At 54.8% G+C, this 26,835-nt stretch carries 16 protein-coding genes and 1 pseudogene; 12 read left to right on the forward strand and 5 right to left on the reverse strand.

What is annotated here, in order from left to right:
* The first annotated feature begins 689 nt into the window (after positions 1-689).
* Positions 690-1,697: a cytochrome-c peroxidase gene (locus EBA_RS08940; protein ID WP_192374401.1), complete on the forward strand. Its 1,008-nt coding sequence runs from the start codon at positions 690-692 to the stop codon at positions 1,695-1,697.
* A gap of 82 nt (positions 1,698-1,779) precedes the next feature.
* Here the strand turns inward: EBA_RS08940 and ald are convergent, their stop codons facing one another.
* On the reverse strand, positions 1,780-2,895 hold the full coding sequence (gene ald / locus EBA_RS08945; protein ID WP_192374402.1) for an alanine dehydrogenase: 1,116 nt from the start codon (positions 2,893-2,895) through the stop codon (positions 1,780-1,782).
* A 252-nt stretch (positions 2,896-3,147) separates the two neighbouring features.
* Between ald and EBA_RS08950 the strand changes: the two genes are divergently transcribed.
* Positions 3,148-4,809: an ATP-binding protein gene (locus EBA_RS08950; RefSeq protein WP_192374403.1), complete on the forward strand. Its 1,662-nt coding sequence runs from the start codon at positions 3,148-3,150 to the stop codon at positions 4,807-4,809.
* Positions 4,810-4,854: 45 nt separating this feature from the next.
* Here EBA_RS08950 and EBA_RS08955 read toward each other — a convergent pair whose 3' ends face one another.
* Complete coding sequence (locus EBA_RS08955; RefSeq protein ID WP_192374404.1) at positions 4,855-5,007, reverse strand: hypothetical protein; 153 nt, start codon at positions 5,005-5,007, stop codon at positions 4,855-4,857.
* On the opposite strand from EBA_RS08955, the gene EBA_RS08960 reads away from it, so the two are divergent.
* From EBA_RS08960 to EBA_RS08985, 6 genes are all read left to right on the forward strand, one after another.
* On the forward strand, positions 4,994-5,698 hold the full coding sequence (locus tag EBA_RS08960; protein WP_192374405.1) for a DUF4347 domain-containing protein: 705 nt from the start codon (positions 4,994-4,996) through the stop codon (positions 5,696-5,698). The two genes, EBA_RS08955 and EBA_RS08960, sit on opposite strands and share 14 nt — an antisense overlap.
* 563 nt (positions 5,699-6,261) lie before the next feature.
* On the forward strand, positions 6,262-12,363 hold the full coding sequence (locus EBA_RS08965) for an autotransporter-associated beta strand repeat-containing protein (RefSeq protein ID WP_192374406.1): 6,102 nt from the start codon (positions 6,262-6,264) through the stop codon (positions 12,361-12,363).
* Between the two features lie 23 nt (positions 12,364-12,386).
* Entirely contained in the window at positions 12,387-13,976 is a 1,590-nt protein-coding gene (locus EBA_RS08970; protein ID WP_225616047.1) for a TolC family protein, read from the forward strand.
* Complete coding sequence (locus EBA_RS08975) at positions 13,973-14,743, forward strand: efflux RND transporter periplasmic adaptor subunit (protein ID WP_192374408.1); 771 nt, start codon at positions 13,973-13,975, stop codon at positions 14,741-14,743. The genes EBA_RS08970 and EBA_RS08975 overlap by 4 nt, the downstream gene beginning before the upstream one ends.
* Before the next feature lie 7 nt (positions 14,744-14,750).
* A complete protein-coding gene (locus EBA_RS08980; protein WP_229427874.1) occupies positions 14,751-16,088 on the forward strand; it encodes an efflux RND transporter periplasmic adaptor subunit in 1,338 nt (445 codons plus the stop codon).
* Positions 16,073-18,205, forward strand: coding sequence for an efflux RND transporter periplasmic adaptor subunit (locus EBA_RS08985; RefSeq protein ID WP_192374410.1), 2,133 nt, complete (start codon positions 16,073-16,075; stop codon positions 18,203-18,205). The genes EBA_RS08980 and EBA_RS08985 overlap by 16 nt, the downstream gene beginning before the upstream one ends.
* A 165-nt stretch (positions 18,206-18,370) precedes the next feature.
* Here the strand turns inward: EBA_RS08985 and EBA_RS08990 are convergent, their stop codons facing one another.
* Positions 18,371-18,577 carry a hypothetical protein gene (locus EBA_RS08990; RefSeq protein ID WP_192374411.1) on the reverse strand — a complete coding sequence of 69 codons (207 nt, stop codon included), beginning with the start codon at positions 18,575-18,577 and terminating at the stop codon, positions 18,371-18,373.
* A gap of 624 nt (positions 18,578-19,201) precedes the next feature.
* On the opposite strand from EBA_RS08990, the gene EBA_RS08995 reads away from it, so the two are divergent.
* The 4 genes from EBA_RS08995 to EBA_RS09010 all read left to right on the forward strand — a co-directional run bounded on the left by EBA_RS08995 (position 19,202) and on the right by EBA_RS09010 (position 22,488).
* The gene (locus tag EBA_RS08995; protein ID WP_192374412.1) at positions 19,202-20,164 is read left to right on the forward strand and encodes a PQQ-dependent catabolism-associated beta-propeller protein; all 963 of its coding nucleotides are present in this window, start codon (positions 19,202-19,204) and stop codon (positions 20,162-20,164) included.
* A complete protein-coding gene (locus tag EBA_RS09000) occupies positions 20,161-20,898 on the forward strand; it encodes an ABC transporter ATP-binding protein (RefSeq protein ID WP_192374413.1) in 738 nt (245 codons plus the stop codon). The genes EBA_RS08995 and EBA_RS09000 overlap by 4 nt, the downstream gene beginning before the upstream one ends.
* Positions 20,895-21,701: an ABC transporter permease gene (locus EBA_RS09005; RefSeq protein ID WP_192374414.1), complete on the forward strand. Its 807-nt coding sequence runs from the start codon at positions 20,895-20,897 to the stop codon at positions 21,699-21,701. Before EBA_RS09000 ends, EBA_RS09005 begins: the two co-directional genes overlap by 4 nt.
* A gap of 265 nt (positions 21,702-21,966) precedes the next feature.
* Entirely contained in the window at positions 21,967-22,488 is a 522-nt protein-coding gene (locus tag EBA_RS09010; RefSeq protein ID WP_192374415.1) for a DUF1097 domain-containing protein, read from the forward strand.
* 122 nt (positions 22,489-22,610) lie between these two features.
* Here EBA_RS09010 and EBA_RS09015 read toward each other — a convergent pair whose 3' ends face one another.
* Complete coding sequence (locus EBA_RS09015; protein WP_225616516.1) at positions 22,611-23,021, reverse strand: response regulator; 411 nt, start codon at positions 23,019-23,021, stop codon at positions 22,611-22,613.
* A 54-nt stretch (positions 23,022-23,075) separates the two neighbouring features.
* Positions 23,076-26,825: pseudogene (locus tag EBA_RS09020) on the reverse strand (EAL domain-containing protein); the annotation flags it as partial.
* Positions 26,826-26,835 lie beyond the last annotated feature (10 nt).

Here is a 26,835-nt window from a genome sequence, read left to right on the forward strand (position 1 = left end):
GATGGGAGATAGGCAGTTTCCCATTCGCAAGTCTTAGCGCCGAGCGTTAATCGCATTTTTGCTGGTCGCGAAAGTGTCATTCGCTTGGACGCAAACAAAAACGCCTTGTGCGTAAGCGTAATAGCCTCGCGCGCAAGACTATAAGCGAAAACCGAATAGCTCGGAGGCTTGCAAGAATCGATTAGGGATCCGGCGGGTTGCTTGCCGCTTCATCTTGTCTGTATGCGGCCAGAGCAGTTGGGAATACGGTACAAGAGCGCCAGCATTTTTCGGTAAAGCTGAAATGGGTCCCATCCGATTTCAGCGCGAAAAATTTGCTGGCAGTTTATGCCTTCGGCGGCCCCGATTCGTCCGCGTCACCTCATTTCGACCCAACAGGGGGTCGAAACATCGGCTCTCGCATGACTTGACGCCGTGTCGCGATGCCTTGCAGGTTTTCTCCGCTTCGCTGCGAAAACCCGCCCGGCGCTACGGCTATCGGGGACTAAAAATCTTCACTTCGCTTGCGCTCCGTTTCCAAGATTTTCAGCGAACGAAGTAAATCGCATCGTTCGCGGAATAGGTGCGGTTTGTAAACTCACGGTTTTGGCGCAGGCCGGCGGTGACAATGCAATTTAATTTACCTGCCGAGCGCCAATATCTTACAATTCGGCAGCCCTTGGCTAACTATAATTACTTAGGAGGATCTCATGTTTAAATTTCGTATGCTGGTTTCCGCGATAGCGCTGACTGGTTCTATGTCCGTAATGGCGGCCGAACCACTGCCAACCACTGCACCGGCGCCCGCCGATAACCCTACCACGGCCGAAAAGGTTGAACTGGGTAAAATGCTTTACCACGATCCACGCTTGTCTTCTACCGGCACCGTTGCTTGTGCGTCCTGCCACAATACCATGTTAGGCGGCGAAGATAATCGGCCAAACTCCATGGGCGTTAATGGTCAAACCGGCGGTCGCAGTGCGCCCACTGTCTGGAACTCGGCGTTCAATAAAGTGCAATTCTGGGACGGTCGTGCCGACAGTCTGGAAGCGCAAGCGGCTGGCCCAGTCACCAACCCGATCGAAATGGGCATGAAAAGCTGGGATGATGTGGTGGCGCGTTTAAAAACCATCAAAGGGTACCGTCATGCCTTCGAAGTAGCCTTCGGTAGCGACGCCGAAGCCATTACCAAAGACAACGCGACTAAAGCGATTGCCGCCTACGAAAGAACCCTGATTACCCCAAATAGCGCTTACGACAAATATGTCAAAGGTGATAAAGACGCATTGACCGAACAGCAAGAACGCGGCCTGAAAAAAGCCGTGGAAGTGGGTTGCACCAGCTGCCATAGCGGTCCTGCCTTTAACGGTCCTGGCGTGTTCCAAAAATTCCCGATTAACTCCAGCGGATTTTTCGAAGCGCAATATCACTTCCAAAAAGACAAAGGCCTGGCCGAAGTCACCAAAAAGGAAAGCGACGAGCACCTGTTTAAAGTTCCGACTCTGCGTAACATTGCTTTGACCGCACCTTATATGCACAACGGTTCGGTAAAAACTTTGGACAAAGCGGTTTGGCTGATGGCTAAATTGCAATTGAACAAAGAGCTGTCAGACGCCGAAGTAGCCGATATTGTCGCGTTTTTGAACGCGCTGACCGGCGAATTCCCCGCGCAAACCATGCCGCAATTGCCAGGAACACCGGGTTCGAGTTTTAACTAAAGGTTAAAAAAGTCCGGTAAATAGAAAGGGGCCGATTAGGCCCCTTTTTTATGTCTCCGGCAGTGCGGCTGATTGAAGTGTTTTAATTCAGAAACTGCTCAGGGGCCAGGTAGTTAAAGCCGAACGCATCCGAAATACCTTGGCAAGTGACATTGCCGGCGACGATGTTTAATCCTTTTAGTAACGCTGGATTCTCCCGCAGCGCTTGCTGCCAGCCTTTGTTGGCAAGTTGCAGGGCATAGGGCAGGGTGGCGTTGGTTAGTGCGAGTGTCGAGGTGCGAGGGACCGCGCCGGGCATATTGGCCACCGCATAATGCACCACATTGTCGATGACATAAATCGGATCGGCGTGGGTGGTGGGGTGAGTGGTTTCCACGCAGCCGCCTTGATCCACCGCGACATCGACGATGACCGCGCCGGGTTGCATCAATTTTAAATCGTCGGCGCGGATCAGCTTGGGTGCCGCGGCCCCCGTGACCAGTACGCCGCCAATGACTAGGTCCGCAGTGCGGATTTGCTCCAGGATAGCGTGACGGCTGGAGAACAGCAGTTGCACATTCGCCGGCAAAATATCGCTGAGCTGGCGCAGACGTTCCAGTGACAAATCCATCACCGTGACCTGTGCGCCCAAACCGGCCGCCATTTTTGCTGCTTGCGTGCCGACGACCCCGCCGCCCAAAATCAAGACCTTAGCCGGCAATACTCCCGGTACACCGCCGAGCAACATGCCGCGGCCGCCGTAAAGTTTTTCCAGATAATGTGCTCCTTCTTGCACAGCCAGCCGGCCGGCCACTTCCGACATCGGAGTTAGCAAGGGTAATTCACCTGACGGCAATTGCACGGTCTCATAGGCGATACAGGTAGCGCCGGATGCCAGGTGCGCCTCGGCCAGAGGGCGGTTGGCGGCAAAATGAAAATAGGTGAATAGGGTTTGGCCGGGGCGAATCCGTGACCATTCGGGTTCTATCGGCTCCTTGACCTTGACGATCATATCGGCCGAGGCCCAAACCGGTTCCGGACCGTCCACCAATTGCGCGCCTGCCGCTTGATATAGCGCGTCTTCGAAACCGGCGCCAACGCCGGCGCCGCTTTCCAACGTGACATCATGCCCTGCGCTTATCAACGCGGCCACGCCGGACGGTACCACCGACACCCGGTTTTCGTTAGGTTTGATTTCCTTGGGTATGCCGATTTTCATATTCACCTCTTGTGTAATATTTAATAACGCTGATTTGATGATAGCAATAATCAGACCGCAACGCTTCGTCAGTCAAAAGTACCAAACGTTCAATGGCTTGCCGTGACGGAGTTGGCCCCATGTTGTAGCGTTTGTAGCGATTTGTTGGCCATTTTGGCGCAAAACCGCTGCTCGGTCCCAGACGAATGAAGGCCGGGTCAGACCTTAAAAATCGTCTAAGCTTAGCCCAGCGGCTTTACCAGAGAGGACATCATGACGCAGCTAACGCAAAATATCTTGATCGGCCATTTAACCGAAGTCAGAGGCGACGGAATGGACGCCCGTATCACCGAAGAGCATTCGACAGCTGCGCCTATCATCAAGCTCGGCGATGAAGAAATCCTGGCCGGCCATATTGGCTCGTATGTGGTGATTAGGCAGTCGCATATTGGCGTATTGGCGCTGGTGTTCAAAATGTGGGAACGTGACCGCTTTGACGCCGCCGGCAACCGTGCGACCGACCGCTTTATTGCTTTGATCCCGGTCGGTGAGTTGAACGAAAGCAATGTCTTCATTCGCGGCGTGCGCCACTATCCGACACCGGGCGCGGCGGTATATGCCGTTGGGCTCAGCGAAATCAACGCGATTTTTTCCAAATTTCGCGATTACGAATTTTTTATTGGGCAGTTGGCCAGCCATAAAGATTATCACCTAAGCCTGGATCCGCGCGCACTGTTTGGCCGGCATTTTGCGATTATCGGCCAGTCCGGTTCCGGTAAATCCTGGACCGTCACCAGCTTGATCCAGCACACCATGAAAGCCATGCCTAAGACTCATATGATCATGCTGGATCTGCACGGCGAATATTGCTGGAAGCGCCCGGATGGCAGCATCGAATCGGCGTTTCCGGCAGAGCAAGTCAATTACGTGGATGCGATGGATTTGGAAATGCCGTATTGGATGATGTCTTATGCCGAGCTGGTGGACTTGTTCATCGATAGAGACGACAGAGGCGCTTCGATGCAGATGTCGTTCATGCGTGAAGTGCTGCAGCAGTTGAAACGTAAAGAGGCCAAAGCCATAGGTCTGGGCGTGGTATCGATAGACACGCCGATTTATTTTTCGCTGGCGGAAATGTATATGCAATTCAAAGCCGCCAACGAGGAGCGCAAGGATTTTGGTAAAACCAAGGGTGCTTTATTCGGTCAATTCGATGAATTTCTGGTGACCATGCAGAGCCGCTTCAATGACGTACGTTACGACTTTTTGTTAAAACCCAAAAAACGCAACAACTCGGCTAGCATGGCGGATTTACTCAGGCAGTTTGTCGGCTTGGGTGAAAAGAAAGCGAATATCACCGTAGTCGATCTAAGCGCCGTACCCACCGATGTGCGTCCGGCGGTGTCGGCGCAAGTCGGGCGGCTGGCGTATGAGTTCAACTATTGGAATCCGCGCCGCCGCGAGTTTCCGATTACGTTGATTTGCGAAGAAGCGCATGCCTATATCCCGCGCGAAAAAGGCGGACAGTTCGACGGCACCAAGAAAATGATGGAACGGATTGCCAAGGAGGGCCGGAAATATGGCGTGTCCATCGGCGTAGTCAGCCAACGGCCCACCGAGTTGTCGGAAACCATGTTGGCGCAATGTAGCTCATTTATTTGCCTGCGGACCACCAACCCGGACGACCAGCAGTACATTCGCGGTTTGGTGCCGGAAGCCGAAGGCGATTTGGCCGACATTCTCAGTTCGCTGGGCAGAGGTGAAGCGTTAGTGCTGGGCGAGGCCGCACCCTTGCCTACTCGGGTGCAAATCTATCGGCCCAATCCGGAACCGAAAAGTAACGACGTCGATTACTACACCAGTTGGCGCGAAGGCCCGGATGACCTGGATGTGGAAGGCATAGTCGAGAATTGGCGGACGCAAAATCGGCATTGAGTCCGGCGTTGCGGACCAATCCTTTTGAGTGTATTGTGCCCCCAGTCAGGTGCCGATGGCATACTCGTTTGCCACTGCTTTCAGCTCGGCTGAAGGTTGTATCGTTAGTGTATAAGTCGGCGCGGTTTTTTGGATAAGCTGATCGGCGACCGTTTCAATCAACCCAATATCTATAGGCGTCACGATGAATTTTGGCAAACCCAAATCCACGCAGCAACCAGACCAAGCCAAATCAGCTCGAGTGATCCCTCGTTCTTACGCTTTTGCGCTTGAGCCACGCATGTTGTTTGACGGCGCGGCGATGGCGACGGCGGACGCTACGCTTGCCGAATCGGCACCAACGTCCACCGCGACGGACACAGGAAATAGCCATGTACAAGCCTTACTGGACGCAACTGCCTTACACACGTCGCAGGCCACCGAACCGGTTGATGCCGCCCCACGCACTGAAATACTATTCATTGAAAACAATGTTGCCGATTACCAAACCTTGGTCGATGGCGCTAAACCGGGAATCGAGATTCACGTACTGGATGCCGATCAGAATGGTTTGGCGCAAATGGCGCAGGTTTTGGAAGGGCGTAGCGGTATCGATGCTATTCACATCGCCTCCCACGGTACCGAAGGCGGGCTTTTATTGGGTTCGCTGACCTTAACCTCACAAAACCTGAGTGAGCATACTGCCGAGTTGACCGCCATCGGCAATGCTTTGAACCAAAATGCCGATATTTTGCTGTACGGTTGCGATATTGGCGCGGGTTCGGATGGACAAGCGTTTATTAGGGCGATAGCGGATGTCACTAAAGCCGATGTAGCGGCGTCTAACGATCCAACCGGCGCAGCCTCGTTGGGGGGGATTGGACCCTTGAAAGCAGCAACGGCTATATAAACTCGGATATCTTTTTCTCGGCCGCCGGTATTGACAGCTACCATTACACGCTGGCGACTTTTGATTTTACAACAGGGGCTTCCGGAGACGGCACTGACACGGCTTCACAAACCGTCAGTACTATCACGTTAACAGCAACCCTAACTGGCGGTACCGGTGGCAGCTGGTATGTAGGAGCTGGTGGTGGTGTTGGGGGATCCTCCGGTAATGCCATTTTTGCTGGAGGAGATTACGATCAGGTAACGTTTACGTTTAGCAGTCCGGTAGACCTGACCTCATTTCGACTGGCTCATCAATCTGGGGATATTGGGTTAACACTCACTCGTACCGGAGGTGGCGGTACTGCGTCTTATAACGTCACCGCCACTACTGCTGGTGCGGATAAATCGACTGATTGGACAGGGATAACCGGCTTTACAGTCGCTCTAACCAGTGGTGGGGCGACGTGGACAGATGGCGTTTTTGATACTTTTGTTTTCACTCCGTCGGTATCCAACGCCGTCCCAACCTTAAGCGCCACCGGCGCTACTCCGACTTACACCGAAGACGCCAGTGCCGTCAGCTTGTTCAGCAGCGCCACCGCTGCCACCAACGATAGCGGTCAGACTTTTAGCGGTATGACGCTGACGGTCACTCACGTTTCCGACACGACTGAATATCTGAACATCGGCGGCACCGATGTCGCTCTTACCAACGGCAACAGCGGTACTATTGCCGGTATCGGCAGTTACAGCGTTGCAGTGGCCACCGGCACCGCCACCGTTACGCTAAGCGCTATGACTCGTGACAACACGCAGATGGGAACGCTGATCAACAGCATCACCTACCGCGACAGCAGCCAAGCCCCGACCACCGCCAGTAACCGGGTCGTCACCATTACCGGCATTACCGACAGCGGCAGCAGCAGTAATACGGCCAGCCCGAATATCGCTGCGACGGTGACTGTAGCCGCCGTTAACGATGCGCCGACCGGCTTGGGCAACCTGACGCTGACCGCAGTCAATGAAGATACCGCCTCGCCATCGGGTGCGGCGATCAGCTCACTGACTGGGTTGAGTTTCTCCGATCCGGACGCAGGAAGCGCCAGTTTGGGCGGCGTTGCGGTAGTGGGGAATACCGCCAACAGCGGCACCCAAGGCGTCTGGCAATACAGCACCAATGCGGGTACAAACTGGTTTGATATCGGTACCGTGGCCGACGACAGCACCGCGTTGGCTTTGTCGGCGGCTACGCTGGTGCGCTTTGTGCCGGTCGCCGATTACAACGGCACGCCGACCGCTTTAACCGTGCGGGCGTTGGACAACACCAACGCCACCGGTTACAGCACGACAGCCGGTACCGAGGCGCGGGTTACCCTAAACGCTTCGGTCAATGGCGGTACCACGGCGATTTCGACTAACACCAATACCATCGGCACCTCGATTACTGCGGTTAACGATGTGCCTGTCCGTACAGCGGGCAGTCTGAGTGCTATCACCGTCAATGAAGACAGCGCCAATGCGACGGCGGTGACGCTGGGTTTAAGCAGTGTGACTTACGCGCCGGGCGGCGGAACGGACGAGTCGGGCCAAACCCTGACGTATACGATTACCGCGATTCCTGCGTTCGTTACCCTATACAAGAGTGACGGCACGACTCAGGTTTCGGTTAGCGGAACAGTGACCGCTTCGGAACTGCAAGGTTTGAAATATAAGACAGTCGCCGACGGCAACGGTACCGGCAATATTACATGGACGGTGGTTGACTCCGGCGGCACGGCTAATACTGGCGTCAACACGCTGACGGAAGATCTCAGTATGACTGTTACTTCGGTCAACGACGCACCGACCCTAACGGCAACCACCTCGACGCCGACCTATACTGAAACCGGAGCAGCGGTATCGGTGTTCAGCGCCTCGGCGCTCAGCACCGTGGAAGCGGGACAGACCATTGACCAAGTGGTGTTCACCGTCAGCGGACTGGCGGACGGAGCCAGCGAAATCATCGTGATAAACGGTACCGATGTTGCGTTGACCAACGGCACCAGCGGCAATACAGCGACTAACACGATTGCTTACACTGTCAGTGTGACCGGAACCACGGCGACAGTCACGCTGACCAAGAGCGATACGGCGGCTAATTGGCAAGGCTATGTCAATGCCTTTACCTACAAAGACACCGGCACAGGTGCGGGGCTGACCACCGGTAACCGCGTGGTGACATTGACCTCAGTCAAAGATAACGGCGGCACCGCCAGCAGCGGAGTGGATACCACCACGGTTAGCGTTGCCTCGACAGTCACCGTCGCCGCGATCAACCATGCGCCGACCCTGAGTACGACAACCTCGACGCCGACTTTCACCGAAGGCGGCGCTGCGGCATCGTTGTTCAGTGCGACAACAGTCGGCATCGGCTCTCCCGATACCGCCCAGACCATTACTCAGTTGGTGCTGACAGTGACTAACGTGACCGACGGAGCCAGCGAGATATTATCGGTGGACGGCAGCGACGTCACATTGGCCAATGCGACTTCGGTGACCACCACGACCAATAGCATGACCGCCGGCGTCGCGGTTGCCGGCAGCACGGCGACAGTCACCATCAGCAAAGCGGGCGGTATCTCTGCCGCCGCGATGCAAACCCTGGTGAATGGCCTGACTTACAAGAACAGCAGTAGCAATCCCAGCGTCGGCAGTAGCCGGGTCGTGACTTTAACTCAGGTCAAGGACAATGGCGGCACAACCGGCGGCGGTGTTGATACCACCACTTTGAGCAGCGCGTCCACAGTCAGCTTGGTGGCGGTTAACAACGCGCCGACTAATATCGTCTTGAGTGCAGCCAGCGTTTCCACGTTCGATAGCGGTAACGTCACGGTGGGCACTCTGACGCCGGCCGATGTGGATAATACTGCATGGACCTATACGATTACCGCGGTCAAGGATCCGTCGAATAATGCGGTAACCAACACCAACGGCGCGGTCTTCGACCTTGGCGCCGCAGGCTCATCCAGCGCAGCGAGCGCGGCCACCGCCACGCTCAGGGCGGTCAGTCCATCGAGTCTGACCACTGGGAATTACACGATTACGGTTCAGGTAGACGACGGTGGTACCAGCGGCACCTATTCGAAGGATTTTATCGTCACCGTCGATAGCTCGCTGGTGGTCGATGTGACGGCGATCGACAGCAACGCGCCCACAGGCGTCTACGCGACAGATTCCACCGACAACGGCGGCCTCGATTTGAAAGAGGCGCTGAATTTCGCTAACAATGCTAGCGGCCCTATTACCATCCGTTTCAAGGACACGTTGAACGGCACCATTACCTTGCCGGGCAATCTAACTGTGAGAGACGGCGTCACGTTGAAAATGGACAGTGATACAGATAGCCGTACGCTAATCATCAGTACAAATGGCTTTGTTTTGGCCGGCGCGTTGACCGGTGATGTCGGCACCGGCGATACATTGACCATCAATTCCGATCTGACCGACGATGGCAGCGTTACTTCATCCCTGACCAAAACCGGTGCAGGAACGCTGGTGCTGGGCGGCACCAATAATACCTCTACCGGCGGAGCGACAGGTATCGGCATCAATACCATCAGCCTGACGGCCGGCACGCTCAGCGTGGGGGCCGACGCCAACCTAGGAACGGGCACTCTCACGTTGAACGGCGGCATATTCAACGTCAATAACGCTGGTACCATCGATAATGCCATTACGCTAGGAGCGAGCAACGGTACGATCAATGTCACCAACGGCGTCAGTACGCTGTCGGGCAATATTACCGGAACGGGCTCGTTGATCAAAACCGGCGGACAGTTGCTGACGCTGTCGGGCACCAACGACTATTCAGGTGGCACGACGATCAGTGGAGCAAACGGGGTCAGCGTTGCCGGCAGCGCCAACCTGGGCACCGGCTCTGTCACGCTCAACACCAAGTTGACGGTCACTAGCGCGACCACCATCAGCAACGCTATCACGGTGAACAACGATGCAGCCATTATTAGCAATGCTAACGCCGTCACGCTGTCAGGCGTGCTGTCGGGATCGAATACGCTGACCAAGGCTGGCGCGGGGACACTGACCTTGTCGGGCTCCAACACGCACACCGGTGCGGTCACCGTATCGGCCGGCGGTTTGACACTGACAGGCGGTAGCAGCATCGGCGATAGTAGCGCGGTGACCCTGGACAGCGGCACTACCCTGACTTTGAACGGCGGGAATGAAACCATAGGTTCGTTGGCCGGAGACGGTAACGTAATTCTTAGTTACAGGTTGACGGCGGGCGGCGATAACAGTAGCACCGTTTTTTCCGGCGCGATTTCCTCCACCAATACCAGCGGTCTGACCAAAACCGGTTCCGGCACGTTGACGCTGACCGGAAGCAACATCTACACCGGCTCCACTTCGGTGCTGGCGGGGACGCTGATTGCCGATCGGGTGGGCGGCGCCCTGGCGGACACTACGGCGGTGTCGGTGGCGTCAGGTGCAACTTTCACCGCGTGGACCGATGAGACGATAGGCTCCATTGCCGGCGCCGGCAATGTGTCTTTAAATTCTGGTACGCTGACCGTCGGCGGGGACGGTACATCGACCGAATTGTCCGGCGTGATCTCGGGCGACGGCGATCTTCAGAAGACCGGCAGCGGCACCTTTGCTCTGAGCGGTAGCAACACCTACACGGGTTCCACCACGGTGAGTGCGGGTACGCTGGAGGCGAAGAATGCGGCGGCATTAGGCACCATAGGCGTCGGGACCACAGTGTCCTCAGGTGCGGCCCTTGCAATTCAGGGCGGCATTACTTTAGCCGAGACGCTGACGTTGAGCGGTAGCGGCCTTTCGGGCACCGGGGCGCTGGTTAACGTCAGCGGAATCAACACATTGAGTGCCGGCGTGACGCTGGGCGCCGACAGCGGCATCGGCACTACCGCAGGATCGTTAACGCTAAGCGGCTCGGTATCGGGGGGATTTGCGTTGAGCAAGCTAGGCAGCAGCACCCTAATAATGAGCGCTACTTCCAACTATACCGGCGTTACGACCGTATCGGCCGGTACGCTGTTGGTCACGGGTTCGCTGGGTGCTACCAGTGGCTTGTCGGTAGCATCCGGGGCCACATTGGCAGGGACGGGAAGCATCTTCGCGGCCAGTTCGTCCAACAATCTGACGATTAACAGCGGGGCGACGCTGGCGCCCGGCGTGGCCGGCACCAACAACGGCATCGGCAGGCTGACGGTCAACGGCAATCTGCGGCTTAGCGGTGGCCTGGAGGCCGAGCTGGCAGGAGCCGGCGGGGTGGGTGGTACCGATTTTGACCAAGTGGTGGTCAATGGTATTGTCAGTTTGAACGGCGGTTCCCTATCTGTGGCGAGGGTTGGCGGTTATACCGCGATCAACGGCGCCAGCTATCGACTGATCGACAACGACAGTACGGACGCCGTCACTGGCGCGACCGGTATTTTCGGTAGCGTGGCCGAAGGTGGCAATCTAACCAGCAACGGTGACATTTATTCGGTGAGTTATGCCAGCGGCACTGGCAACGATGTGGTGCTGACGACGGTGGTGCCGATTACCATCAATGTTAACGGCGCGCCGACGGGGGATGTGACGATCAGCGGTGTTGCTATCGTGGGCGAAACGCTCTCTGTCAGCAATACGCTTGCGGATGCTGATGGTCTGGGTAGCATTGTTTACACTTGGAAAGACGGTAACGGCAATATCCTGGGGACCGGTCCCAGCTTGGTTCTGGCCCTGGAGTATCTCGATAAAACCATCATCGTTACCGCCAGCTATACTGATGGTCTGGGTAAAGTAGAGACCGTCAGCTCGACGGCTACCGTCGCAGTGACGAGTGGCAACACTACCAATGCCACGCAAACCGTGGAGTTTAATACCGGCTCAACAGGCGGTTTCAGCGGTGGTTCGTTTACGACTGGCAGTCAGATCCCGAGCAACTTGATACAGCCCATCAACGCCGGCTTGGGACTTGGTAGCAACGGTGGGGCCGGCGGCCTGTCGACAAGCCCAGGTGGTGGATCGGGCTTCAGCGCGGGTGGCTTGAGCGGAGCAGTAGGCGGAGGTTTTGGCGGTAGCCTGGGTGGAGGCAGTGGCGGCTTTGGCCCATCGATTTTTTCGAGCAGTTTCAGCGACGCGGGTATGTCTTCCACTGGCACTCAAACTACCTCGCTACAAATGGAAGCTCAGTTAGACGGTGGTAGTAGCAACAATTTCACCGTGCCGGCCGAGGCACTGTTGGGTTTGGATACTAGCACCGGCGTCAGTTTTCAGGCGGCTCAAGCCGACGGTGCAAGCTTGCCGGCCTGGGTGCGCTTCGATTCCGCAACCGGCAGATTGAGCCTGAATGAAGGCAGCGGTGAAAGAACGGTGGTTAAAATTACTGCGACCGACGGCAGGGGTAACCAGACTGTGATTACCGTGGTGTTGGAACCTCAACAACCGGGACAGCGCCAAAACAGCGAAGGCAGGCCGGGTGGCCAGGAAGGTCAAGGCGGTGGTCAGGGCAGACCCAATCAGGGCCGGCCTACCGGCGGCGAACCGCGCGCTCAATTGGGCAAAATACCGCTTAGCGCGCAGTTGCGAGGCTTCGGTGCACAAGGTACTCAGCAGGATGCCGATGCCTTGCTGGAAAATCTGGCGCGCGTGTTCGCCGAACCGCGGGATGCCGCATGAATTCATTGAAACAGGAACTTGTTATGTCTAAAGATTTTTCAATACCCGTCAATCGCTCTGTTCCTAGCCTATTGGCGGTGGCGATCAGCGCAGTCTTACTGAATGGTTGCTCGCTGGCCCCAGCCCCGTTGACCCAACAGGAACGGCAAAGCCAGATCGGCAGCGATCAGGTCAAGTTGTTTCAGCAGCAGGAGCCGGTGATCGCGCCGCTTAGCTTGTATCAGTCCATGTCGCGCGCCCTGAAATATAACTTGGATCATCGGGTGAAAATGATGGAGCGGGCTGTGGCAGAAGGCCAGGCTACATTGGCGCGATTCGATCTTTTGCCCGATGTGGTAGCCTCGGCCGGGTATAGAAGCCGGGATAATTTCAATGCGTCCAACAGCCGTTCGATTTCCACCGGTCGGCAATCGCTGGAAACGTCGACGTCCCAGGATCGTAGCCGTTTCATGGGCGATTTAAGCCTGCGCTGGAACATCCTGGATTTCGGCGTCAGTTATTTTCGCGCCCAGCAAGAGGGCAACAAGGCATTGGTCACCGCCGAAAGCCGTCGCAAAGTCAGTCACAATTTGATGAAAGACGTACGTAGTGCCTATTGGCGGGCCTTGAGCGCGCAGCGGATGACCGCCAGAATTCAGCCGGTGCTGGAAGAAGCGCAACACGCGCTGGCGCTGGCTGAACAAGCCGAGGCGGAAAAACTACGTTCACCGCTGGAGGCGCTGCGTTATCGCAAAAGCCTGTTGGAAATCGTTCGCCGCCTGGAAGGGCTATTGGAGCAACAGCAAATGGCTAAGTCCGAGCTGGCCGGTTTGATTAACTTGCCGCCCAATCAGGACTTTAAACTGGCCGATGATAGCGTCAATCCCTGGCCACAGGTGGTCAAACCGCAGTTGGATATAGATAAAATGGGCGATTTGGCCCTGCAACTGCGGCCGGAACTGCGTCAGGAAATGTATCAAACCCGCATCGGCTCCGCCGAAGTTAAAAAAGCCATGCTGCGCTTATTGCCCGGTGTGGAAGTGCAGTTGGGCGGCAACTACGATTCCAACTCTTATCTGTTAAATCAAAGCTGGGGCGAAATTGGTACCCAGATTTCCAAAAACCTGTTCGAGTTGCTTTCGGCGCCGCAAGCCATCGCTACCGCCGAAACACAGGAGTCGCTGGCGCATTCCCGGCGCTTGGCGGCGCATATGGCGATTCTGACCCAGGTGCATCTGGCCCAACAGCAATTGGCCTTGGCTGATAAGCAGTACCAACGCAGTTCCGAACTGGACGATGTCAATCAAAAAATTCATCACCATGTACTGAATAGCGAGTTGACCGAAGCGATGAGTTCCGTGGAGCGGATTCGGGTGTCTGTGGATTCAGTATTGTCGGAATTACAGCGGCGGCAGGCTTATGCCGACTCTCAAGATGCCTTGGGCAAATTGTATGTATCCTTGGGCTTCGATCCGCTGCCGGCGACGATGGCCGACGACTCTGTGGATACCTTGGCCAATGCCATAGAAGCCATCGATAAGGAATGGAACCAGGGGCATTATCCGGCGCAAGCGACTGACGATCCGCAGCCGGAAAATACCACTGAAACGGCGACAGGGGCAGGCAAATCGTGATATTGAAAAAACCCTTGTGTGCCTGGACGCTAACCTTATTGTCAGGCTTGCTGTTGTCTGGTGCCTCAGCCGAACCGGCCCCGGCTCAAAACCGTACCGTCGAAACCGAAATTCGCGCCCAGCTGACGCCGCGCAACGAAACCACTTTATCCGCAGAAGTGGCGGCGGTGATCAAAGAGTTGGCAGTACGCGAAGGCGAGCGTTTCAAGAAAGGTCAAATGTTGGTGGGTTTCGATTGTTCGATCCAGCAGGCGCAGTTGCAAAAAGCCCAAGCCACCGCGGACGGTGCCGGTAAGACCTTTGATGTCAATTCCAGGCTATCGCAACTGGAATCGGTCAGTTCTCTGGAAGTTGACGTGGCCAAAGCCAAGTTAGGCGAAGCCAGGGCCGACATCGCCCTGACCAAGGCCGGGCTGGAAAAATGCCGGATTCACGCACCGTTCGATGGCCGGGTCGCGGCGCTGAAGGCGCATGAGCATCAACATCTGAAGGTCGGCGATCCGATCATGGACGTGCTGGACGATAGCCAGCTGGAAATCAAATTAATCGTGCCTTCCTTATGGCTACGCTGGTTAAAACCAAAGCAGGTATTTCAGGTACATATCGACGAGCTGGACCGAGATTATCCGGCCGAGGTCGTGACACTGGGTGCCCGTATCGATCCGGTGAGTCAAACAGTCTCGATAACGGGTCGGGTCACAGGCAAGCATAGCGAACTGTTGGCGGGCATGAGCGGCCGGGCGCTGTTCCCGGACAAGGCGCATTGATTTGGCTGTGCAACCAGAAGACCCTCAGCAACGCCAGTTGCGGGGGCTGGCGCTGCTATTACAGTTGCAACGCAAGGCTCGTGCCGCCGAGGATTTAGCTGCCTTAGGTTTTGTCATCGTCAACGAGAGTCGCAGCTTGGTGGAATATCGCCAAGCCGCATTGTGGCTGGATAGGCCAATTCAGCCGGTGGCGGCGGTATCCGGCATCGCCCAACTCGACGCGCAGGCCCCTTATATTGTTTGGCTGAATGGCGTTTGTCGCAGGCAGTGTCAAACCGATAACAACCTTGCCTACCAATTATTGCAAGCCACAGATTTGCCAGCGACCTTACAGGCCGAGTGGCAGCAATGGCTGCCGGCGTTCGGCCTATGGCTGCCGTTGAAGGTTCAGGGACGGACACTGGGCGGTTGGCTGTTGGCGCGTGAGCAAGCTTGGCAGGAGGGCGAAGCGGTGTTGCTGGCCGAGCTGAGCGATGCCTATGCCCATGCCTGGCACGCTTTACAGCCGCGTAAACCTTGGTGGCGAGGTCTTTACACGCCCACGGCTGTTAAACGCGGGGCGGTGGCGGCATTCTTGCTGTTATTGATCCCGGTACGACTGTCCGTGCTGGCACCGGCCGAAGTGATTGCTGCCCAACCCACCGTGATTCGCGCGCCTCTGGAAGGCGTGGTCGACACATTTCAGGTGCAACCCAATCAAACCGTCGCTGCGGAGCAATTGTTGTTGACGTTGGAGAACACCGATATTGCCAATCGCCTGGAAGTTTCGCGCAAAGTATTGGCGGTAGCCGAAGCCGAATATCGCAAGACTGCCCAGCAGGCGATGTTCGATGCAGACAGTAAGGCGGAGATGACAGTGCTGAAAGGCCGGATGGAGCAGCACGTGGCCGAAGTAGAGTATCTGGCGGACCAATTGGCGCGTTCGCAAATCAAGGCACCGCATGCCGGCGTAGCGATTTTCAGCGATGTGCACGATTGGATCGGCCGGCCGGTGGCCTTGGGCGAACGGATATTGAATCTGGCCGATCCGACGCAGGTTGAGCTAGAAATGCGGGTGCCGGTCGCGGATTTTATCGAATTGGCCGATGGTGCCGATGCTGTGATGTTTTTGAATATCGATCCGCAACACCCGTTGGATGCCCTGGTGTATTCGCTCAGTTACCAGACCGAGGTCGGCCCCGATCAGGTCTTGGCTTATCGGGTCAAGGCGCGTTTGGCGGATCCCAAGCAAATACCGCGCATCGGTCTGAAAGGCACCGCCAAACTATACGGCCAACGGGTGACGTTGTTTTATTACCTATTCAGGCGACCGCTGTCCGGTTTACGGCAATGGCTGGGGTTGTAGAGGCCGCCTCGGCGCTGGCGCCGCTGCGCGAAGAGTTGCATTGCCTACCCGGGCCGCAGGGTTTCGATGGCGCACCGACCTGGACCTTGCATGATCCGGCCAATAACCGGTTTTTTCGGATCGGTTGGCAAGAATTCGAAATACTGGCGCGCTGGGCCGTGGGGCAAACAGAAGCGATTGCCCAAGCAGTGAACCGCGAGACCACGTTACACATCGATGCGGATCAGGTAGGCGAATTTGCCCAATTCTTGTTGAATCACAACCTGCTGCGCTTGAGCGGTGATGCCGGGCTGCAACGGCTGCGGCAACAGGTGGCGATGCGCAAGCAAAGCTGGGCTCAATGGCTGTTGCACAACTATCTGTTTTTTAAAATTCCCTTGCTAAAACCCGATGCCTTACTTGCTTGGCTGTATCCGCGTTTGGCCTGGATTTACAGCGGACAGTTCGCTGTGTTGTTGATGGGTTGCGCGCTGTTGGCCGGGTTTTTACTGTCCCGGCAATGGGAGCGCTTCCTGGCGACATTCCCGCATTTTTTCAACTGGTCCGGGCTGGCGCAATATTTTTTGGCCTTAATGCTGGCCAAGACCCTACATGAATTCGGCCATGCCTTGACCGCGCATCGCTATGGTTGCCGCGTGCCAACCATGGGCGTAGCGTTCATGGTGATGTACCCGATGCTGTATACCGATGCCAGCGAAACCTGGAAGCTCAGCTCGCGTCGACAAAGAGTGGCGATTGCCGGGGCTGGGATTGCCGCCGAGTTAGGTTTGGCAGTGTTTGCTGCTTTGGCCTGGAATTTCCTGGCGGACGGCCCCTTACGCAGCGGGGTGTTTTTATTGGCAACCTCGACCTGGATCATGACGCTGGCCATCAATCTTAGTCCGTTTATGCGCTTCGATGGCTATTACCTATTGGGGGACTGGTTGGGGATCGAGAATCTGCAACCGCGGGCATTTGCCTATAACCGCTGGCATTTGCGGCGCTTGCTATTCGGACTGGAGCAGGCGCCGCCGGAATCGTTACCGAAACGCTGGCAGTGGTTTTTTATCGGCTACGCCTGGTGTACGTGGTTGTACCGTTTCTTTCTGTTTCTGGGCATCGCGCTACTGGTATATCACTTTTTCTTTAAGTTGCTGGGGCTATTGATGATGGCGGTGGAAGTGGGGTGGTTTATTCTGCGGCCGATCTGGTCCGAGCTGGCAGTGTGGAGAAACTTGGGGTTTGATGCCTGGATTAAGCCGCAGAGCCGAATTACGCTGTTGCTGTTAATTGTCGGCATCGCAGTTTTGGTTGTGCCGTGGCAAGGCCATGTGCTTGCGCCGGCGCTAATCAAGGCCGAGCGCTACGCCGAGATCTATTTACCCACTGCGGCGCGCCTGGATACTTGGCAAGTTAAAACCGGGCAAGCGGTGAAAAGCGGAGAGCTATTGGCGCAACTAAGTTCGCGTGAACTGGACTTTCAAGCCCGCAATTCCGCGCTGGAAGGGCAATTGGTCGAATGGCAACTGGCATATCAGGGCTTAGAGCAAAATTTGAATCAGCGCCGGCAGGTGTTATTGAAGGAACTGGAGTCGGCCGGCGCGAAGCAAGCCGGCTTTCGGCATCAGCAAACCCAGTTAACGATACAGGCGCCGTTTGACGGGGTGGCTTTGGATTTAAACCAGCAGGCGCAAGTGGGGCAATGGTTAAAGGAAGGCGAAGCCTTATTAATTGTGGCCGATCCGGGTAGCCAACTGATCGAAGCCTATGTGGCCGAAGAGGATTTGCAGGCGGTGGGGCAGGCCGACAGCGCGGTGTTTTATCCCGATCAACCGGGGATGTCACCAATAAGCTGCCGCGTGGAGCGTATCGATCAAGGCGGGGCGGCTCGGGTTCCGGCGATGTTGGCTTCGATGCATGGCGGCGCGATTGCAGCCCGGTTCGATGCCCAGCAACAAGCTGTGCCGGAAAGTGCGGTTTACCGCATTATTTTGAGGCCTGAGGCTGAGAGTCAGAATCTCCCGCATTTTCCGGGAGAAAGGCGTGGTAGTGTCAGACTGGATACGCCGGCTAGTGGTCTGTTGCGCCGCTTCGTCCGGCAGGTAACGACAGTGCTGGTGCGTGAATCCGGATTTTAAGTGAATCAGAAACCCACCAAATGTTTTCTTAGCGAGTTTGTAAGCTTTAATTATTCTGATCAGAAGGACATTCGGATAAATCCAGGGCGATCAATAATTCTGTTTTGGCATCGGGTGATGTAATGTCTGCTTAACCCTGATACCAGGGTGGCCAAGGTTACGGGTTCAAACTAAATCACAGTTATCGAAAAACAGTTCCAATCTGTCCAATTCGCAGTTGGCAAATTCTAGAGCTGCATCGAAAGTTTGAAAATCATCGGTTTGCAACGCAATGTCCAACATAAGATCGCACATGGTTCCGGTTTTAAGCAGTGAGTCGTGCTTTTTTCCAATGTTTTCTAATTGGTCTTCCGTTATCAGGTAAATTTTCATTTCTATGTCCTTGGTAGTCCGGATTGAATAACAACAGATCTTCCTGTTACAAATTTAGTTTTTTGGCAACTTTCTTGGCTTGATTTTGCGATGCAAATAACAAGTGGCGAGTGTTGCGTATATCTTCGCCCTGACGGTAGCCGGTCGGGTATTGTTCTAGCGTACAGTTTTAAGCGTTATTATTGCCAAAAGCAGGGATTAGCATTGATTCAGCATACTGAACAACGACTTTTTGTAAAGGACAATATAATCATCGACATCACTCACTATCAGGGGCGTGTTAAATACTCGGTGGTTGTCATCGCCGCAGCCAGGAAGCCGGAACGCAAACTGGGTTTCCACCAGCGGGAGAGACGCACAGTTGAGGGACGGGATAAATCGGAAAATTTCCCTATTTGCGAAGGGATGTAATCTCGCCAAGCTTCGGGTTAAACTGCCTAGCCGCAGAGGAGGGCATTTGTTGGTAAATTGAGTTCAATTTAACGGTTTGGCAGCATTAAACTCAATGGCATTGGTTTGTGTCTCCTCCTCTTCGTTGGCTAAATCGATATATTAGTGAAACGCTGTCTCTGGTTGAATTAAATAGAACAGTAAAATGACATCAGGCATTCCAAGGAAAAGTTTATGCACCCGATAAAAATGGCCGGACTGGCCGCCATCTTGTTGGCGACGGCCGCGCAAGCCGAAACCGTATTCGTCACGCTGGAAAAAGATAACGCTATTGCCGTGCTCGATCCCGTCGAAGGCAAGCTGGTCAAAACCGTGCCGGTCGGCCAGCGTCCACGCGGCATAGCGATTAGTCAGGACGGCAAGACGCTGTTCGTTGCGACCAGCGATGACAACACCATCCGCATGCTGGATTCGGAAACGCTGAAGGAAATCGGCAAACTGCCGTCCGGCGAAGACCCGGAAACCTTTGCGTTAAGCCCGGACGGCAAATTCATGTATGTTTCCAACGAAGATGATGCGGAAGTAACGGTCATCGACATCGTGGCAAAAAAAGTCGTCGCTAAGATCAAAGTGGGCGTCGAGCCGGAAGGCATCACCGTCAGCCCGGACAACAAATGGACCATCAGCGCCTCGGAAACCACCAATATGCTGCACTGGATCGATACCAATAGCCGGCAGATTGCGGACAACACGCTGGTCGATCCGCGACCGCGCGCGGTGACGTTTACCGACGATAGCCAGCAATTGTGGGCCACTTCGGAAATGGCCGGCACGCTGACTATTATCGACACTGCTTCCAAGCAAATCGTGCAGAACATTAAACTGGATGTGTCAGGCGTCAGCAGCGATCAGATTCAACCGGTGGGGATAGCGATTGATAAGGAACGCCGCTACGGCTATGTGGCGATGGGGCCGGCTAACCGCGTCGCGGTAATCAATGCCCAAACCTATAAAGTGGAAAAGTTTTTATTGGTGGGGCAGCGGGTCTGGAACCTGGCGTTTTCGCCGGACCAAAAACGTTTGTACACCACCAACGGCGTCAGCAACGACGTGTCGATCATCGACCTGGAAAGCCATAAAGTGACTAAGTCGGTGGCGGTCGGCCGTTATCCTTGGGGTGTGGCGGTTAAACCATGACCGAGATTGCCTTAGCGGTTGAAAACCTGAGTTTTGCCTACGGTGCAAAAAAGGCCTTGGATGCCGTAAGTTTTAACGTCCAATCCGGCGAATGCGCCATCTTGCTGGGACCTAACGGCGCCGGCAAAAGCACGCTGTTTTCCTTGATTACCCGGCTTTACGATGCCAGAGAAGGGCGGATTGAGCTTTGCGGGTTTGATCTTAAAAAGCAAAGCCTGCAAGCACTAGCGCGTTTGGGTGTGGTATTTCAACAGACTACGCTGGACCCTGATTTGTCGGTGACGCAAAACCTGCGTTACCACGCCGCCTTGCACGGTATAGGACGCAAGGCCGCTGATAAGCGCATCCAAGAAGAGCTGGAGCGTCTGGCTATGTTCGAACGCCGCGGCGAAAAGGTCAGGCAATTGAATGGCGGCCACAAGCGCCGGGTGGAAATCGCCCGCGCCTTGCTGCATAAACCCCGTTTACTATTGCTGGATGAGCCGACCGTGGGATTGGACATGCCTAGCCGGCAGGCTATTGTCAGCCATGTACATGACTTGGTCAGTCAGCAGAATTTGGCCGTGCTGTGGGCCACGCATTTGATCGATGAAATCGCGGCCGAAGACAGTTTGATTGTGCTGCACAAGGGGCAAGTCAAAGCCAGTGGCAAGTTGTCCGAAATCTTGCAGACCACCGGTTGGGCGGATCCCGGCCAAGTATTTCAAAAATTGACTCAAGGACCGCAAGCATGAGGCTGTTACATTACTGGCGGGCGACGGCCGGCATCGTCGGCCGCGAACTGCTGCGTTTTCTACACCAGCGCGAACGCTTTGTCTCGGCCTTGGTGCGGCCCTTGGTCTGGCTGTTCGTTTTCGCCGCCGGCTTCCGCGCCGCATTGGGTATAGCGATTGCGCCGCCCTATGAAACTTATATCCTCTATGAGGTTTACATCACCCCCGGTCTGTTAGGCATGATTTTGCTGTTTAACGGCATGCAGAGCTCGCTGTCGATGGTCTATGACCGGGAGATGGGCAGTATGCGCATGTTGATGGTTTGCCCGTTGCCGCGTTGGTTTTTATTGTGTAGCAAACTGATCGCCGGCACGGCGGTGGGTGTGCTGCAATCATACGCTTTCTTGGGTATCGCCTGGCTGTACGATATTCAAGCGCCGTTGATGGGCTATGTCTGGATTTTGCCGGCGCTGGTGTTGGCCGGCATGATGCTGGGCGCGTTAGGCTTGTTGCTGTCGTCGTTCATCAAGCAATTGGAGAACTTTGCCGGGGTGATGAACTTCGTAATCTTCCCACTATTCTTCATGTCCACCGCTTTGTATCCCTTATGGAAGATCAAGGAGTCCAGCGAGTTGTTGTCAACCCTGGCGCAATACAACCCGTTCTCGCAAGCGGTGGAGTTGATCCGTTTTGCCTTGTACGAGCAATTTAATCAACAGGCCTTGCTGTTTACCGGCGCGGCGTTTTTGCTTTTTATGGGCGCGGCGATCATGGGCTATAACCCGAGCAAGGGGATGATGGTTAGGAAGGGCGGGGGGGATTAGCTAAAATTAGCATGAGCCGGTCGGCCCCGTGTCGATGCCTGAACGACGTGCGAAACCCAAATTGCGGGCGAAAATGAGTTTAGCTATTTGGTAACGATGTTCGGAGAGGATGCGCATTTATACTTCTAGTCTCTATTCTCTGCTACCATTCAAGCCGGTCAAGGCGGGATTGCTTGGTCGCAAAAGGATTTCGGTTTGCAGGGTAGCCTCAATGCATAATCGAGCTTATCACCATCAAAATGAGGCGCAATTCAGAGGGATAATAATGGATAAACTTACAGCACTTTCTTTAAGCATCGGCGTATTGGCGGGTGTCGCGACATTTTTGGCGGTGGGACCGGCCAGCGGCGTGTTTTTTATCTGGGCCGCCACTATTGCCTGGGCCGCCTACTTTTTCTTGGGTGCGACCAAGGAAGCCTTGAAAAACACTATCGTTTGCGGCATTTTCGGCGTATTCATGGCGTGGGTGACGGCGATTATCTTGACCGGCATTTCTCCGGATACCGCGCTGGGCTTTCCGGCGATGGCTGCCATTACGGTGACTTTTGCGGTGGTGGTGATGTGTCTGGCGGCAAACTTTCAGCCATTGGCGACGATTCCCGCCAGCGTTCTAGGCTATTCGTCTACCTTCGCCTATTTATTGCAAACACCGGACAAGTTGACGCAAGACGTCTTGCTAGGTGTATCGTTGAGTAATCCCCTGTTGGTTATTTCAATCTCGATAGTGGTGGGCACGTATTTTGGTCAGCTTTCGGGTCAATTAGCCGCGAAATGGACTAAGGACTAAGTATTTCCGTTAGCCCGGCCGCCAGTGCGTCGGGCTAACGATTTCAAAGAAATAAGGCTTCCGCTTTGTTACTTGCCATCGCCGCCGTTGATCCCGAAACCTATTTTTGCGTGGCTGGTTTTTTAGGTGCCATTCCTGGTTTCATAGCGGATAAACGCTTCGCGGATGTTGCTGCGTAATTCGTCGTCATCCCAGGGTTTGGTGTGATATTTATAGATCTCACCTTTGTTGATGGCTTGGGTAATAGTGTCAATATCCGAGTAACCGGACAGTATCATACGCACGGTGCGCGGATGCATTAGCTTCACGCGCGACAAGAACTCGGTGCCGGCCATATTGGGCATACGTTGGTCGCAAAGAATTACGGTGACGGGACGCTTAGCCAACAATTCCAGGGCTGCTTCGCCGTCGTTGGCCGTTAAAATTTCATAATTCTCCAGACGCAACGCGCGTTTTAGCGACGACAAAATGTTCGGGTCGTCGTCAACCAATAATAGACTTTGGCCGTGATCGGCGGCCGGCAGATGCAGCATTGCGCCCGATTCCAATAAATGTAAAATGTCCTTGGCGGGTAGCGGCTTGCTGAAATAATAGCCCTGAATCTGATTGCAGTTCAGTGTGCGTAGATAATTGGCTTGCGCCTGCGTCTCCACGCCCTCTGCAATCACGGTCAGCCCCATGCTGTGCGCCATCGCGATAGTTGCCTGTACGATCACCGCATCGTTGGAATCGCGGGTGAAATGATCGATGAAGCTTTTGTCTATCTTCAATTTGTCTACTGAAAATTGCTTCAGATAGGCCAGCGAGGAATAGCCGGTACCGAAATCGTCTATCGATAGCTGGATGCCGATGGCCTTGAGCCGTTGCAACAGCGCTTGGGTCTCCAGAACATTGCTCATCAGCAGGCTTTCGGTCAGTTCCAGTTCGATGTAGTGCGGCGGTAGCCCGGTTTCATGCAGTAGGTTTTCGATCAACTCGACCAGATTGCCGGATTGCATTTGCAGTGCCGAGGCATTTACCGCCATCGTAATGTTTCGATAGGCGGGGGCGTCGGCCATTCATTCTTTCATCTGATAAATGGCTCGACGTAAAATCCAGTCGCCCAGCGGCAATATCAAACCCGATTCTTCCGCCAGGTTAATAAATCGACCTGGCGGTAAGAAACCCAGCACCGGATGATTCCAGCGCACCAAGGCTTCCAGTCCAACGATTTTCCGAGTGCCCAGGTCGATCTGGGGTTGGAAATAAAGCTCGAATTCTTCGCGCTCTATGCCATGCCGTATGTCGTTGGTCAGCGCGATTTTGGACAGTAATAGATCGTTCATTTCGCGTTCGAAGAAGCGCAGATTCGAAGCCTTGTCGGCTTTGGCATGATTCAGCGCGATACCGGCGCGTTGCACCAATGGGTTGGCCAATTTAGCGTCGGATGGATAGAAACTGATGCCGAGTTTGGCTTCCAGATGAATTTCGTAGTCGCCCAGCAGGACCGGCTCGGACACTGCAAATTGTAAGTTTTCCGCCAGCTCCCTGGCTTCGGCAATCCGTTTCACCAAGGGGTAGGCAACAATAAAATTGTCTTTTGCCATTCGCGTGACGATGCCTTCGCTGCCGGCCGCTTTCACCAGGCGGCTAGCGATTATCTTCAGCGTTTGATCGCCTATATCAAAACCGTAGGTGTCGTCGATATTGTGAAAATTCTCGATATACAGACGCACCACTCCAATTTCGTAATGTTCCCGTTCGGCCTCTGAAATGGCCAAGGACAGCAGATCTTCGAAATAGAATTGGTTGGGTAGCCCGGTTATCGAATCGTAACGAGACAGCTCGGTAATGCGTTCCTGCATATGCAGGGTTTCGGTTAAGTCGTTAACAATGGCGACAAACAGCGCCGGCTGATCTTCGGTGATTTCCAGCCGGACCTCAACCGGATAGACTGTGCCGTTCTTACGGCGATGGTGGGTGCTAAAGTCGCAATGATGCTTGTGGCCGGCTCGTAACGGCGCGATAAGTGCCTCGAAAGACTCGGCGGTTATATCGGTGCTAATGTCCAGTATCGACAATTGTTCGAGCTCTGCCAGCGAATAACCGAGATTTTCGCGGCCGCCAAGATTTACATCGATAAACTGTAAAGTCTCACTGTCGAAAATATAAATTTCATTGGTGGAGCGCTCCAGCACGCGGCTGAAACGCGCGGCTTTTTTTTCTATGCGTTGGCGCTGCACAATCCGCCAGATGGCGTTGGCAATCAATTGCACAGTTTCGACGTCCAGTTCGGAATAATCGCTAGGCTTGTCGGCGATGGCGATCAGCATAGTCACTTTGCCGTTCTCGAGTACCGGCACCGACACCAGGCGAATCGGTTGATGTGCATGGTCCGGCAACGCGCACTTTTTTGGCTGCTTAGCGCAGTCATTGCATACCAGTGGCTTGCGTGATCTCAGGGCTTCATCCCAAATACCCGCTTGTTCGAGGGAATGGCGTTTCTCAAAGAATGTGCCGCTGCTATTTGGCTTGGTTTCCGGTGACCAAGCCGTCGGCTCGATGAGTTGTTGGTCTTGATTAACAAAATACACAAAGGCCATTTGGCTGCCGGTTAGCGCTTCGGCCAATGTGATGCCGCGTTGTATAAATTCTGCTTCGCTTAAATCTTCCGAAGCTTTGGGTAGATCCAGTAAGGCATGGGCGCGTCGGGCTTGTAAAATCAACTTTTGTTCGTTTTCTATGCGCTGGGTCACATCGATAGCCACTCCGTCCCACGATACACTGCCATCGGGCTGTCGATGCGGGCTGGAGTGAAAGGCGATCCAGCGCTGCACACCGTTGGGGAGATTAAACAGTAAAGTGTTTTGAAAAACGCCTAAATCGCGCATGCTGGCGGCCTCGGCTTCCCGGTATTTTGCTATCGATTCCGGCGCCAGCTGCGCATAGAATAGGCTCATATCCTTAATTAATTGGGCCGGTTGCAAACCATGTAATTTTTCCAAACCGGCGCTGGCGTATTGAAATCCGGCCAGACCATCGGCTTTAAGTTGGTAGCGATAGATATAGCCGTCCGGCAAATTGTCGCCCATCGCCCGCAGTTGCCGCTCGCGTTCGCGCAAGGTTTGCTCCGCTTCCACCCTGGCGCTAATGTCGTTGAGTAAACCTTCTATCGAAACGACTTGCTCGTCATCGTTTCTGATCAACCGGGTGAATTCGGCTATCCAGATCCAGCGCCCTTCGCCATTTAGAATTCGATATTCCTGGTAATAGTCGTCCGGCCCCTGGGCGATATGTGCGGCGATCGCCGTTTCAACACCCAAGCGGTCAGCGGCGTGGATTAAGTCGATATATTTCAGTTTGCCGGAACGGAAGTATTCCGCACGATAACCCCAGGTCGAGACATTGGAACTGACGTAGCTGACCGGCCAGTCGTCGACATTGCGCCAGCTGATGGCAATCACCGGCGAACGGTTGACAATGGCGTCCAAGTGGCCCAGTTCGGCGCTACGCATTTCCACCAGCTGTTCAAAATGATGATACAAGCGGCTTAATTCCAGATGCGTGCGGATTCGCGCGCGCACTTCGTCGATGTCGAAGGGTTTGGTGATGTAATCGGCGGCACCGATAGAAAAACCGCGTACTTTGTCCACCGTGCTATCGATTACGCTGACAAACATCACCGGAATTCGGGTGCCCACAGTAGTGGCCTTGATCCGCCGGCACACTTCGTAACCGTCCATGTCCGGCATCAGAATATCCAGCAATATCAAGTTCGGCGGATTGGTGCCCAGCACGATTTCGAGCGCCTTTGCGCCGTTACTGGCTACGCGTATCCGGTATTCCTCTTTCAGCGCCTCGGCCAATTCGTGGATATTCTCCGGTACATCGTCGACCAACAGCAGGGCGGGGCGTTCGGCCCTGATCAGCATTTGTTCGTTCAGCGAAAGCAAAGGTTTGCGGCGATACTGACGCAATTCCAGTTGCGTCAGGATGCGCTGCTTTAACAAGTCGGGATTGATGGGTTTGGTGATGTAATCGGCGGCGCCCAGTTTAAGGCCGACCGCTTCGTTGGCGGATTCTGATAAGGCGGTGACGAAAATAACCGGAATGTCGGCGGTACTAGGATCGGCCTTGAGCCGCCGTAATACCTCGTAACCGTCCATGCCGGGCATCTTTATGTCCAGTAATATCAAGTCGGGGCCCGGTGCCCGCGCGGCGAGTTCCAGCGCTTTTTCGCCGTGGGTCGCCGCCAAAATTGCGTAGTCTTCGCGCAGAATACTCAATAAAGCATGCAGGTTTTCGTTGACGTCGTCGACGATCAGAATGCTGGGTCTGCTGGTATTGGTCCGAGGCATGGTCAGTCCA

This window comes from Methylomonas albis, from assembly GCF_014850955.1.
Classification (GTDB): domain Bacteria; phylum Pseudomonadota; class Gammaproteobacteria; order Methylococcales; family Methylomonadaceae; genus Methylomonas; species Methylomonas albis.